This is a genomic window from Acaryochloris sp. 'Moss Beach' (assembly GCF_021497025.1).
In the GTDB taxonomy this organism is placed as follows: Bacteria; Cyanobacteriota; Cyanobacteriia; order Thermosynechococcales; family Thermosynechococcaceae; genus Acaryochloris; species Acaryochloris marina_A.
The window spans coordinates 144,207-157,253 of sequence record NZ_CP071721.1 but is presented as its reverse complement, the minus strand read 5'-3'; the positions used below and the strand labels follow the sequence as shown (position 1 = coordinate 157,253).

10 protein-coding genes are annotated in these 13,047 nt (G+C 44.2%); 6 read left to right on the top strand and 4 right to left on the bottom strand.

Going from position 1 to position 13,047, the window contains the following annotated elements; genetic code table 11:
• Positions 1-58: 58 nt before the first annotated feature.
• Together HRE53_RS31450 and HRE53_RS31445 are read right to left on the bottom strand one after the other, a co-directional pair.
• Positions 59-1,777, bottom strand: coding sequence for a protein kinase domain-containing protein (locus tag HRE53_RS31450; RefSeq protein WP_396133517.1), 1,719 nt, complete (start codon positions 1,775-1,777; stop codon positions 59-61).
• 2 nt (positions 1,778-1,779) lie between these two features.
• Entirely contained in the window at positions 1,780-2,571 is a 792-nt protein-coding gene (locus HRE53_RS31445) for a hypothetical protein (protein ID WP_396133516.1), read from the bottom strand.
• 59 nt (positions 2,572-2,630) lie between these two features.
• On the opposite strand from HRE53_RS31445, the gene HRE53_RS31440 reads away from it, so the two are divergent.
• The gene (locus HRE53_RS31440) at positions 2,631-2,795 is read left to right on the top strand and encodes a hypothetical protein (protein ID WP_235112476.1); all 165 of its coding nucleotides are present in this window, start codon (positions 2,631-2,633) and stop codon (positions 2,793-2,795) included.
• A gap of 129 nt (positions 2,796-2,924) precedes the next feature.
• Here the strand turns inward: HRE53_RS31440 and HRE53_RS31435 are convergent, their stop codons facing one another.
• Both HRE53_RS31435 and HRE53_RS31430 read right to left on the bottom strand, forming a co-directional pair.
• Positions 2,925-3,137 carry a hypothetical protein gene (locus tag HRE53_RS31435; RefSeq protein ID WP_235112319.1) on the bottom strand — a complete coding sequence of 71 codons (213 nt, stop codon included), beginning with the start codon at positions 3,135-3,137 and terminating at the stop codon, positions 2,925-2,927.
• Positions 3,138-3,837: 700 nt separating this feature from the next.
• Positions 3,838-4,008 carry a ribbon-helix-helix domain-containing protein gene (locus HRE53_RS31430; RefSeq protein WP_235112318.1) on the bottom strand — a complete coding sequence of 57 codons (171 nt, stop codon included), beginning with the start codon at positions 4,006-4,008 and terminating at the stop codon, positions 3,838-3,840.
• 666 nt (positions 4,009-4,674) lie between these two features.
• Between HRE53_RS31430 and HRE53_RS31425 the strand changes: the two genes are divergently transcribed.
• The 5 genes from HRE53_RS31425 to HRE53_RS31405 all read left to right on the top strand — a co-directional run bounded on the left by HRE53_RS31425 (position 4,675) and on the right by HRE53_RS31405 (position 12,713).
• A complete protein-coding gene (locus HRE53_RS31425; RefSeq protein WP_235112317.1) occupies positions 4,675-6,021 on the top strand; it encodes a sigma-70 family RNA polymerase sigma factor in 1,347 nt (448 codons plus the stop codon).
• A 494-nt stretch (positions 6,022-6,515) separates the two neighbouring features.
• Entirely contained in the window at positions 6,516-9,749 is a 3,234-nt protein-coding gene (locus HRE53_RS31420) for a plasmid replication protein, CyRepA1 family (RefSeq protein ID WP_235112316.1), read from the top strand.
• The gene (locus HRE53_RS31415; protein ID WP_235112315.1) at positions 9,691-10,296 is read left to right on the top strand and encodes a hypothetical protein; all 606 of its coding nucleotides are present in this window, start codon (positions 9,691-9,693) and stop codon (positions 10,294-10,296) included. Before HRE53_RS31420 ends, HRE53_RS31415 begins: the two co-directional genes overlap by 59 nt.
• A 238-nt stretch (positions 10,297-10,534) precedes the next feature.
• Positions 10,535-11,698 (top strand): DUF4157 domain-containing protein, encoded by a 1,164-nt coding sequence (locus HRE53_RS31410; RefSeq protein WP_235112313.1) that lies wholly within the window; start codon positions 10,535-10,537, stop codon positions 11,696-11,698.
• 127 nt (positions 11,699-11,825) lie between these two features.
• Positions 11,826-12,713 carry a hypothetical protein gene (locus HRE53_RS31405; RefSeq protein WP_235112312.1) on the top strand — a complete coding sequence of 296 codons (888 nt, stop codon included), beginning with the start codon at positions 11,826-11,828 and terminating at the stop codon, positions 12,711-12,713.
• Positions 12,714-13,047: the final 334 nt, after the last annotated feature.

Sequence of the window (13,047 nt, the reverse complement as noted above, 5' to 3'; positions counted from 1 at the left end):
CATTTAATATAAAAAGTTTTTAAATAAATTTTTATACATCTTGCTGAATTTAATATTATCATTCCAGGCGATCAACGAATTCTTGTTTCCAAGTCCAAACTTCTGGTAATTCAGAACTTAAGAACAAACACAATTGTAAATTCGATTTAGATGGCAAATTCAATTGATTCTTAGCCTTAGCGAGTAGACATTGGGTGCTAGCTTCATTTGCCTCTATTTCAACGCTATTTTCTAGGTTGAAGACCGCTTTATTGTATTGTTCCAGTTGGAAATATGCCCATCCTAGGTTTTTGTACAAGGATGCTTTATTCTGAATATTCTCGACTTTTTTGAGTGCTGGAGAGATACTTTTTACAGCTTGCTGTGGTTGATCGTCTAGAATATCTAACCTTGCCACGTTGTTAATAGCAGCGACAAATTCTCCCTGGCTAACCTCAATTGATTTCTGATAATAGAAACGCGCTTCCGTGAAGTCTTGAGCATCATCATAGATGCTGGCTATGTTATAAAAAATTACTTCATTGTTCGGCTCAATCTTGAGCGCTTTTTTGAAGTTTTCAATAGCGCAAGGGTATTTTTTCAATACTTGACAGACTGCTGCCAGGTTGTTGTAGGCCGCATAATCGCCGGGATCAAACTTGATTGCCAGTTCATAGTTCTGCTGTGCTGCCTCTAGATTATTCGCCCCTTCGCTTTCACCAGCTATCCTGAAAAAATATCTGGATAGACCTATCCTCCCTCCTTGAAATACACCAGCAACAAATAGAACTGCCAGTACCACCGCACTGATCTTGAATGGAACAGATTTGACACGGCGATACCATTTGATCCTTTTAGGAAGCTGATCAAGTTGATCTAATATATCTCCCGTTGTTTTTGGCCGTTTCTTGGGTGAAAGAGCCATCAATTTATCAATAAAGTCGGCTAAGGGGGGATCAATATGGGGGGCTTTCCCCCTCCAAAGCAGCCTCTTGTTTTCCCCATCTAGAGGAATATCGAATAAATCTAGTCCCGTAACTAGGGTTACAAATGTGCGGCCCACCGCATAGAAGTCAGATTGCGGAATAGCACGTCCATTAACCTGTTCAGGAGGAGAGAACATCGGAGTACGAACGATTGTGATTTCATGTTCCTTGTCAAAGCCTGTTGGCTCACCCGTACCAGAGAGCTTTGCTAGATAAGTTTCCGTTACTTCTCTAACACCACCAAAATCAATCAGTGCTAGTGTCCCATCATCCTTGAGAAGAATGTTAGACGGCTTGATATCTCGATGAAAGAAACCACAATCATGCACCTGATGCAAAAGCACAAACAACTGCTTCAGCCAATCTAAGGCTTTGTCTTGAGAGATTCGTCCATTCTCTTGGATCCACTTATCGAGATCTTGACCCTCTAGCTTGGTCATTAAGATGCAGTACAGCGGAAACCCATTACTCGGTTGAAATTCAAAAAAATCACCCAAGTCTGCTTTTGGAAAACCAGGGGAATTGAGCATCTGAAGCGCTCTGATTTCCCGCTCCAGCATCTCAACTCGTTTATCATCAACTGTTCTCAGTGTTTTGAGAACTCTTCGGCCAGGAGGAATCGCGTAAGATCCTTTTAGATCCTCCACCTCAAAGACCTCTGACTCTGATGGCATTAAATCTGTGACTTCCCTCAAGGGATGCAGCAATCGGATCCGATCATTGATCAGCAACGGTGTTCCGCAAGACTGGCAGATTTCTTCTTCGTCTGGATTTTTGCGTTGGGAACACCAGGGGCTAATACAGAAGCTCATTATTACGCAGGTTGAGACTGAGAGACGAAAGTATTAAGAGAACTCCGCATCAGCACCTTACGAGTAGCTGGGGGAAGAATAAAAGTTGCCTCACCCGTATTCGGGTCTTCGTCAGATTCAATCAAGGACATCCCCTCCCACTTCTCCAAAGCCTCAATCAATTCTGACATTGAAGCCGTCTCGCCATCAGAAGATAGTCTCGCCATTAATTCACTGAATGCAATCCACTTTGGGCTATCTTGATCTGACTGAATTAATATATCTAGTATTCTAAGCTCACACAGACTGAGCTGTTTCATCCTGTATTCCTGAATCACCCGCCTGACGTAATCACTAGCAAAAGAAGTTTTGTGCAGCATGAAGGATTCAAGCTTACCGCCGCAGAACCGTTTGATTCGCTCTGCGGCAAGTAGTAGCAGTTGAGGGTTTCCTCGATAAGAGTCAATTAATTTCTTGCAATCAGATTCACCTTGAATCCCCTGAGCTTTTAAAATTTTGAGGGCATCTTGATCGACTAATCCACTTAGCTTGATTGTTGTCGCTGGTCTTTGGATTCTAGCGAGTTGCTGAACAGTTTTTACGGTATTGCGACTAAGGATCAACAGAGAGCTTTCATGCCTTCCAACACAGAATTGCTGAGCTATTGTCTGAAAGCCTCTATCCTCTTGTAGTTCAATAGAGCCACAGTCGATTACAAACAGAGATCGTTTTTCTTGGATCAGGGTTGAAAATTCCTGATCCTTAAGATGAGACTCCAATAGTTCGCCTACTGTTTGGCCGTAATGAAGAGACATCCATATGATTGTCTGAAAATCAGGTTGATGTTTTGAGTCAGTGTTCTGTACATACATAGATGCCAAAGCACTTTTTCCAATACCAGCAGCACCAATTAAAGCTACAAAACTATTCTGGGTTAAGGTGGCAGATAAATTTAGGAGGTCATCATCTCTCCCGTAAAAGTGGGGAACGCTCGGGGGTTGATGGCCTAGAGCAGGAGCATTGGATATTGAGTGACTAACTTGCTGTGAAAATGCTCGCTGAAGGGGAATTACTGAAGGGGAATTGCTGGAGCTTAGTTTACCCTGCTGATCTAGTTTCTCAAATACCAGCCGCAAATTTTTTCTTTTTTATTTCTATATCTAGCTCTTTAGATAAAAAATTTCCAGATATCTGGACCCACTTTGCACGAAATATACCCACGACTGGATGGATCTCCACAAGGATGATTGTCAATCGCTTGAGCGACCGTAATATCTTCCCAAGCTGCTTGGATGGCTATTTCTCCAGGAACACTTAACTTCTTCCCCTTCTCGATCAGATACAACTCATTAATGTAGTTTTTAGCTTTCTCGAAATTCATTTGTCGCCTAACGAAATGATTTAAGGGACCAAGCACATCTAAGTTTACACTTCACTTATATAAATTCCTATGGTTTATTGCATTTACTTATCCTTCCGGTTTACTAAATTACATATGTTTACATCAAGAATTTGATAGTGGCATGAATATGGTGTATAAACATCGATGAAATATAAATTTTTTAAGTCATAAGTTTACTCATATTTCAAGCCACTCTAGCTTTGTATATGTTTTAAGTATAAAATCATCAAAACTTACAAAATCAATCCCCCCACTATTCATGGCTTGATATCTAACTTTGCAATAGAAACAAATAGCTCTCCAATGGCTGTACGAAAGCCTTAGAGAGCTAGCGATAAACCTATAACGGAGGTTTACATCAAAATGATAGGCACCATCACTCTAAACAGACAAACCATATTCCTAAAACCAGTCCTAGACCTAATTAAGGTCATATTCTTGAGCTGGACTGCCCAACAAATATCACAGCCTTGCATATATATGAATTATTCTCGGTGCAACTGTAGCCTAATACCGAGATGCAGCATCAGTCATAGCTCAGGATTACTTTTAAAGTATTTTCTAGTCAAAACTATCAGAGTCTTGTTGCCGCAATTGCCGCCACGAGCAAGTCCCACATCCTGACAAACGTTTATCGGTAGAAGTCTTTGATGATGCAAGACATTTCAGTCAGCCAAAGTTAATCATCGAACTTCACTTTTCCTTCTGACTCAGCTCTTTCTACTGCTTCCTCAATTAATACCGCTATCCAGTTACTAAGAGATCTGCTCTCAGACTCAGCAACAATCTCAGCTTTAGCCTTCAACTGCTCCGAAATATAAGCCCCTACTCTAGGCTTGTTTGTCGGCATACTTCTAGATTTCATAGACCCTGTGAGCATACTAATCGCTTTCTTATAGATTCAGATCAAAGTGGTTCTACTGTAATACTACTTCTGTTAGTATAAGTAGATGCACAGTAGTACTACTAATAGATAGCTTACCTCCTAAACAAAAGCGACCCCCTAATCCGCCACCAAAACGAGATTAGAGAGCCTAGAACCCATCAAAAGGTCATATATCAATGATAGGCAACACGACCTCTAAGCCCAAAATCCCCATAACCCAACAGCATTTCAGCGACATACACTGGGCAAGGATCCCCTCACAATATTTCTTCAACGTGATTCTGGCTTGGTTTTCTCCCACCAAACGAACTGATCACCAACCAAGTCCAACAAAGATAAAGATCGGCAACAACCAACAGAGTAGACCTAGGAAATACCCAAGTTCACTCCTAAAAAAGAATTTATCCGTCAAACGATTATTTAGAAGTCTTTTAGCCAGATTACCCACAATTCCCTCCTGCTCTCTAACCACCTTCTAAAACGCTCAGAGAGCCACTGACCTCAGAAACCCAACAGTGCTTCAGCGCAATTCTAAATTTCATAATCAATGTGGCTCTCTAACCACCTTCTAAAACGCTTAGAGAGCCACTAACCTCAGAAACCGAAAAAGAATCTATTGAGGTTAAGCCTATGGTAGGCGTTACTTCGCGCAACCTGCAATCACAAAAACCCGAACTTCTTACCCGTGATGAAGAATACGATCTGATTCTGAGAATCAAGGCTGGGGACGAGCGGGCATCACGTCAGCTTATTCGTAAAAACAAAGGACTGATCACCAAAGAGGTCAAGCGCTATGGTTTTCAAGTGGATCACAGAATCTTAAACTCTGCTGGAGAGATGGCTGTCGTCCTAGCTGCAAGAGGATTTAAATTGTCTACTGGCAATAAATTCTCAACTTATTTGGTGCCAACTCTTTGGTCTGAAGTTCGAGACTGCTTCTGTAGAGAGGCAGGGATTAGTCGCAATACACTAACCAATCTTCGCAAAATATCAAAAGTCTCAACCGCTCTTAGTCAAGAGTTAGGCAGAGAGCCAGCCCTAGAAGAGATTGCAGAGCGCAGTGGATTATCTCAGAAGCAAATCTTGACTACCTGGCAACATAAGGCTTTTGTTCAGCCCCTGAGCTTTAACCAAAGGTTTGACGATGATTGTCCTGAATGGCTAGATTTTCAGATCGATGAAACTGTTGATCCTTGGCGCACCTCAGAAGAGGCCGAAATTCTAACCACTCTTGATCAACTCCAAGGTGAGGGTCACTTGGAAGATCGCCAGGTCTCAATGCTGATTGCTAAACACCAAGGCTATAACAACCGAGAAATCGGGAAACGGCTAGGGATATCCAGAGAGCGAGTACGCCAGTTGGTTAAAGGAGCAAAGGAAACTTTGTCAGCACTGGCAACAGGAACCCTGAAGACAATTACTCCCGTATCCACCCCCCACAATATTGAGCCAGTTGGCGAGGGTGATCAGTTACCTCTCGACCTACCTGCACCTAAAGAAGTCAGAGAACCTGCCATAAAACGAGTTGACGCCTCACGACTAGGCGGGAGAATCGGCAAAGCCATTCAACAGATTTTCAATCAGACACAGGAGGAATTTATTCATGAACCTGGAGAACTAACCCATGCTCAGAAACACATTTTGGTTTTTCGTCGGCGTAGCAATCACGGGGCTGCTGATGTCGCGGGGCATCGACTTACCCCAGAGAATCAGCGATGCCGTCAACTGGAGAGAACTCAAGACGATTGGAGAGGATATCTGGGATTCAGCCCAGTAATTCTCCGTATATTTTTGCTGTCATTAGCGCTTATATCTCATGCTATTAGAGGATTTCAGCACAATGATAAACCGAAAGAACGGAGGTCAATAATGTCGTTCTTCACTACAGGTGTAATGCAAGATGTTGGGATTGGATACAGGAGAGAACACCCTCGACCGCCGAATGATTCTCCAGATTTCAATGAAAGTTTGCCCTGAACCAACAACGAATTACTTCATTCTTATCCGAGGAATTGACCCATTTCTTCCTTATCGAATCATGCTGCCTCAGATCCTGAAACCCTTGATGATCTTTTGTTTTAAAGCCTTTGCGTATTGAGGGCTGAAGCGTAGTATGGTTCACTAAGAATCCCTATATTTTTCCCCGGAGGTGACAATGACCTAAAAAAAAAGGAATCCCAGCTACGCAAATAGCTAGGGATCCAGGAAAAAACTAAATATTTTTTCGAGATGGCGGGATCTAACTGAAAGTTTTAGCGGACAAACGTTAGTGACCCACGGGGTGTGTTCTAATTCTAGTGCAGCCTAGTTTGTGCTGCAAGAATTTTGTAATTGAACTTTACTTACCACACCTCTCTATCTCGCTACTGACAAACGATAGAGGGACTTTTCATGGTTTCTATATTTTTATTCCCCGAGCCGCTAATGGCTTGGGAATCGACCTTTACACCTATGCATCAAGGAGGCAACCCATGACCTCCACTCTCATAGATCTCAATTCAACTCAACTCGGCTTTGGCTCCTCAACGAGAAGCACCTCGAAGCTGACCCCTTTCAAAAGAAGTAACCATTGCCCAATCTGTGACTCTAATGATGGACGATGCAGTAAAGGCGACGAAATCATCCTTTGCCTCAACGAAACCTATGATGTCGGTATAATCAACGGCTATCAGTTCCGCAAGCTATCGAAAGATAACACCTGGGGTATTTGGGCACCCCACACAGGCAAAGACTACAACTCTATTGACTGGAAAGCCCGCAAAGCCATCCGCGATCAGAAGGCCGATGAAGAACGTCGCCAACGCATTGCTAGGGAACTGCCCCCCCCACTCCGAGATCAGCAGTACCGAAAGTTACTCTCTGATCTATCTCTTTGCTCAATGGATCAAGGAGACTTGGATCGGCGGGGCATGTCCCAGGCTGAAATCAAGGGTTTCGATGCCGTCTCCGTGGGCCAGTTCCAAAGAGTTAAAAACTTATCCTCAGATCTACCCGGTGTTCTCCCCGGTGGCATCCTCAACTCTCAAGGGGGCTATCTCTGGCCTCTCTATGATGTTCACGGTCAAATCGTGGCCTTGCAATTGCGGAAGCGGAATGTTCATCAGGACAGCCGCTATATCTGGCTATCCAGCTCAACTCGTCGCCATCCTGACGGCAATGGTCCTCACGTTAATGGTGAGATTCCCTTAGCCGTCTACAAGTCCTTTGGTCCCTATTCGCGGATTGCCCTTGTGGAAGGAACTGGGGTTAAGCCCTATCTCCTCTCTCAACGATTACAGCTCCCCACCATTGGTGCAGCAGGGGGCATGTGGGCCTCATCTCCTGAAACCTTGAAGGAATCTTTATCAGTCCTATCCAAAGAAGCATCCCAACCCCCGATCATCACTCTCTATCCTGATGCTGGGGCTGTCCGTAACCTCAATGTCTTTCGCCAGTATCAACGGGTCATTCGACTGATGGAAGAGTGGGGCTATGAGGTGGAAGTGGCCTGGTGGGGTCAGAACTATAAAGATAACGCTGTTGATATCGATGAACTATCTCCAGTGGAACTATCTCAGATTGTGTTCAAGCCCACTTGGTTTTTCAACAGCCTGGGGTTGGAATATGAGCTGGGTCAGCTGTTTATGAAGCTGAATGGTCTAACGGATACCCCCACGACCACTATCAACAAGCAATACATTGAACTCTCAGATCTTGGCACGATTGATCCAGGGTCTGTCATCGCCATTGCTTCCATGTGTGGCACGGGCAAGACGGAGATGCTGAAGTCTCTGGTGCAGGGAGTCAAGGGCCAGGTGATTATGCCGGGTTACCGAAACAATCTGCTCTACAACACGGAGGAACGATTCACGTCTAAAGATGCCTATGGTAATACCCTCTACAATCTCATTCACCTATTCCGATTACAGAAGGAATACAAAGGCAATATCAGCATGGGGTTTCGGTCTGAGCGGTCTATCCTGCTCTGCTTCGATAGCCTACTCAAGATTGATGTCGATGATATTGAACCGGATAGCTGCATTATCTTGGATGAAGCCGATGCTGCTCTCTTTCATGTTCTCAGTGGTCAGACTCTGGGGGATCGGCAAAATCAGATCTTGGAGCATTTTCATGCCATTGCCAACCGGGTCCTTGAAACCCGAGGTAATATCATTCTGTTGGAAGATTCCCTGTCTCAAATTCCCATTGACTATATCAAGGGCATTACAGGGGGGAAATACAACACTAAGATTGTCGTCAATGAGTTTCAACCTGCTGATAACTTTCCTACGAAGGTGTTCTCCGGACAGACTTCTCAGTTTCTAGAGAGAATCCTAACGGCTGTGGCTGACAATGAGCGGTTTATCGTCGTCGCCACTTCCCAGGAATTTCTTGAGAAATTGGAGCGGATGATTGCTGATGTGAACCCGGAGTTTGCCAAGGGGATTCTGCGCCATGACCGCAAAACCTCAGAACGACCCGAGAACAAAATCTTTCAGGCCAATCCCACTCAGTTTGTGGAGGAGTATCAGCCCACGGCATTATTCCTCAGTCCAACCGCTGAAAGTGGGGTCAGTATTGATGAACCTAGACTCATTCCTTATTTCAGCAGAGTATTCTGTTATGCCTCATCCAATCATGCCCGCAGTGTCTATCAGCAGCTCTGGCGATATCGGGCCAAGGTCTGTAGAGAAATCTATGTAACTCGGAAGGCTCATATCCCTGATATTCCTTCGATTAAGTCGGTAGAGCAGTGCATTATGCTTCAGTCCAAGTATGGACAGGATGTTGCAGCTTCCATTGACTTAGAACAGCAGTTGATTCATGACCAATCCCCAGAAACGGCTCAGCAGTTGGCGGCACTGAAGGCATATCAGCAGAATCCGAATAACTGTCACAACGTCAGCTTTGCCCGGTATCAGACTCGCTCAATTGCTTCACTGTTAGCCCTTAGAGAGTCCTTGATGCTGTTGTTGAAAGATCATGGACATCCCATTGAGATGGAGGAGCTAAGAGAACGCAATGCCGATATCGTCGAGTCTTTCAGCAAAGTGCGGAAGCAGATGGAGGTGGAAACTGCGGTGATGCTGGGGACGGCAGACGGGGAGCGGTTCACGGTGGAGCAGGCCATACGAGTTATGGGCAGTTCATCAGCCACCTATGCAGATACCTTAGATGCTAAGAAATCCTTGTTGCAGGATGAGTTGCCAGGGGTTGAACTGACCGATGAGTTTATTCACCAAGTCTGTGTGGAGCATCGAGGACGGTTGAAGAGTGCGACTAAGTTGCATTGGATGTCTTATCACCCTGAAGTTGCTGAGGAACTAGACCGGAGGAATTTTATGAAACAGCTTAATAGTAAATTCGTGTTGACCCATCGGTTATCCAATAATCGAATCCAGGTGCAGTTGCTTCGTGATATCGGCGTATTTGATCTAGTGGACAAGTTCAACGTCACCAGTGCTGATTATGAAGCCTACGATAAGGCATTGGAGAAGGGTCGCCAGGTGCAACGGCAACGGCAGTCCTTGAGGTTGGAGGTCAAGGGTTTAGCTGGGCAGATCAGGGAAATTGTTCAGGAGCAGAAGGTCATCCAAGCTAAACTGACCGGGTTGGGCAGGAAGGCCCATCCGAGGAAGAAGACTCTGAAGGGGGGAACTGGAGCAGTTGGAGCAGCAGAAGCAGGCGCTGAAGGACCAGAAGCAGGGTTTGGTGGAGAGAATTGAGCAGAAGACTCAGGCGTTTACCCAGGCTCGATATGAGCAGGTTGAGGCTCGGATGCGGATGGAGATTATGGTCTTTTCGGAGGTGGATCAGCGGCTGGAGGATATCAAGGTGAAGGCGTTGGAATATCGCTATCAGATCTATCGACATTTTCGGAATGTGGTTTGTGAGGGGCAGAGTGCTGTTGCGATCGCCAATAAGCTCATTAAGCGAGTCGCCCATGAGCTGGTGAAGGTGGGCAGTGAGGAATTCGTGAGTCTGTATGTGATTCGCTATTCGGGGAATGAAGTGTACAAAGACCAGATGCTGAAGGCATTTCAGGCGAAGTGGGATCAGAGATTGGAGAAAAATCGACCAAGTTGTGAAATCTGTAAGAAAGATAGTGATCTAATTACAGAAACTAAAAAGCAAGCTGAAATCGATGGATTTGGTCAAGAAAATGCTCAGGAAATCGGGCAATTGGAGGTGGGAAATGATGGATTCTCGGTGGAATCTAAAGTGATTTTGGATGGTGGTGATGGCTCGGGTGCTGATCTGAGTGCAAAATAAATAACTTTGTACAGAAAATATAATTCTGTGCCTTTTTTTCAATTGATTTGTCTACTGAAATATAAATACTGTTGTAATTGAATACATTTGAACTCTAATTTTTTAGGTGTTTAGCAGATAGAGCTATATGCAAAAAAATATAACTCTGGATTGACATGTTTATATTAATATCGATAGCTGAAACGAAAAAAAAAGAATAACAGAATTTAAGTAACCTACATAAACTAGGAACTTTGTTATGGGCAGCTACCAACGCACAACGAAACAAAATGCTGCTCAATCTTCTCAACAACATGCTCCTCCTACTGTTGTTCCCCAACCTCCTCAAGTCCAACAACAGACGATTCAGGCAAAGTCGAATGAAGAGGGCTTAGCTGAACACGCTGAGCGGTTGAGGAAGTTTCAGCGGTTGGGTAATTCTATGATGCAAATGGGTCCACCTAGATTTGATAACGATAAGACCAGTCCATTACAACTGACACCCTTAGTACAAAAGAAGATGGCGATTGGTGAGCCAGGGGGTAAGTATGAACAAGAGGCAGATCGGGTTGCCTTTCAAGTAGTGCAAACCATTAACGCCCCTACTTCTATAGAAAAAAATAATCTAAGGCAGTCGATTCAGCGCGAGAAAGACTTAGAAGGGGTAATGTGCGCGAGAGGTTTTCAAGCTGCCATCCAGCGAAAGCAAGCAATAACAGGTGGAGAAGCATCACCTGATTTAGAGTCTGCTATCAATAGTGCGAGGGGCGGTGGACAGCCATTGGACGCTGAATTGCAGCAGTCAATGGGTCAGGCGATGGGTGCAGATTTTAGTGAAGTGAAAGTGCATATGGATGCCCAGTCAGACCAGTTGAATCAATCGATTCAGGCGAGGGCATTTACGACAGGTCAGGATGTTTTCTTTCGGAAGGGGGCATATCAACCAGGGAGTCGAGAAGGCCAGGAGCTGATTGCCCATGAGTTGACCCATGTAGTTCAGCAAGAGACAACTTCAAGCAAAAAGGAAATAACAAAGTTCCAAGACGATCATGCTGCCTTTCGTAAAGAAATTGCAAATAATAGTATGGAAATAGCAAAGGGTATATGGCCAAAAAGGGGCTCGCGAATGTCTCTCTCTTACATCCAAAGGAGGATACACAAATGGGATGGCTCAGCATGGACCCCAGGTAAGAAGAACCGAGAGGGTAGTAAACCATTTCCGAAAGAGGTCATGGGCGAGGCAATCTATTTTAATGATGTAACAGGCAAGACTGGTGAAACAGAAAAATCTGCTTCAGAGGAGCTAAAAGAATTAGCAATGAAGCCTGGATCATTATCAGAGAATGAGGAACTGGGAGGCCAGGAATGGGAGAAATTGGCAGCGACCTTAGAGGCAGAACTAAATCCAAAAAAATTCGACTGACGATATATCACATAACCTAGGCTATTTCACTTTTTCTAATAAAAATGAAAAATGGAAGTGGGAACGAGGCGGAGACGAATATGATGGCAAATCTGCATCTGAAATAGCTGCCTTTCTTAAGAAATTTATGATAGGCATAGGGCAGCTTGACTATATTCGATCTCGTGATTGGTACAAAGATGGAAAATACGGGGTCGAAATCGATGTGAACTACTACGTCAACCGTCCGTTTGGTACCTCCCCTTTGTATTGGCATAAAGATACGGGAGGAGGGAATATTTTTGTCAACCTGATTTTCAATAACCCTGATGTGATAGTAGGTACAGAATGGACAGCCGACACGCAGCCAATGACCAAAGAGAAACTTGAAACGTTGGAAGCGAATATGCCGGAGGAACAAATAAAAGAAATACGTGAAGTGCGTGAAGCAAAAACCCTTAAGGGTCGTGATGAGATATTGACTTCACTGCTGAAAAAATATGGATATGTCTCTTGGGTAGATGAGTTGATGTGGCATTCTAGTCCCTTTATGACAAATAGAAAGAAGTGGGACAAGGATTTAGCAACAAAGGTGATGCAAAAGAAAGTTGAACCAGAGCCATTTATGAAAATGGAGACGGCGACATCTTACGAAGCAATGGTAATCATTAATGAAAATCAAGATACTGTGCTCTACAATTCGCAACGTGAAGCTGGTCCTCTTGATGCCGACAAAGCAGATGGATGGTGGAACCAAGGGTACAACTTAAATGGAAAGTATAAAAAATATGTACTTCAAGACGTTGAAAAGGTAAAGTGGCCCAATTGGAAAGTAAATGAAGCGTTTGGCCACGCGCAAGATGCTGGAGACCCACGGGTGAATAAGCCGAAAGAAATCTTGTCTCCAGCGGGATTGAAGGGGAGAAAACGTGCATTGAGTGATGCAAAGAAACAAAAGGAATTTGCAAAATATGCTGAAAAGGAGACTGGACGAAATTTTCTCCGTACATGGGTGCGAGTAAAGCCATTAGATTAAGAACCCAACAGAGTACATGCAAAAAATAAGAAGTCTATGGCGAAAAGCACAGGCAAGCCCTTCACCAGAATTTCGTTTGAAACGCCTGAGTTCTGTTTCGAGTGTGCCTTGGCTTAGAAGTCCATCTTGCTTACCCTTCCTATGTAGCCCATCGGCCACACAGAGAATGCTCAACACCACGTTATTGTCATGGATCTGATCAGAAAATCGAGGATGTTGGAATCCAGACAGAAACTGAGATGATTTTTGGAGATGGTGATGGATCGGGTGCTGTTATGAGCGCTGTTTAGCCTTCTAATTTGCACCTCAAAGGTCATCCTGCCTATGTTTCCTG

Coding starts and splice junctions, on each gene's coding strand:
- HRE53_RS31445 (WP_396133516.1), bottom strand. CDS start 2,571: ATGTCTCTTCATTACGGCCAAACAGTAGGCGAACTATTGGAGTCTCAT.
- HRE53_RS31435 (WP_235112319.1), bottom strand. CDS start 3,137: ATGAATTTCGAGAAAGCTAAAAACTACATTAATGAGTTGTATCTGATC.
- HRE53_RS31405 (WP_235112312.1), top strand. CDS start 11,826: ATGATAGGCATAGGGCAGCTTGACTATATTCGATCTCGTGATTGGTAC.
- HRE53_RS31450 (WP_396133517.1), bottom strand. CDS start 1,777: ATGAGCTTCTGTATTAGCCCCTGGTGTTCCCAACGCAAAAATCCAGAC.
- HRE53_RS31430 (WP_235112318.1), bottom strand. CDS start 4,008: ATGCCGACAAACAAGCCTAGAGTAGGGGCTTATATTTCGGAGCAGTTG.
- HRE53_RS31425 (WP_235112317.1), top strand. CDS start 4,675: ATGGTAGGCGTTACTTCGCGCAACCTGCAATCACAAAAACCCGAACTT.
- HRE53_RS31440 (WP_235112476.1), top strand. CDS start 2,631: ATGCCAAAGCACTTTTTCCAATACCAGCAGCACCAATTAAAGCTACAA.
- HRE53_RS31410 (WP_235112313.1), top strand. CDS start 10,535: ATGGGCAGCTACCAACGCACAACGAAACAAAATGCTGCTCAATCTTCT.
- HRE53_RS31420 (WP_235112316.1), top strand. CDS start 6,516: ATGACCTCCACTCTCATAGATCTCAATTCAACTCAACTCGGCTTTGGC.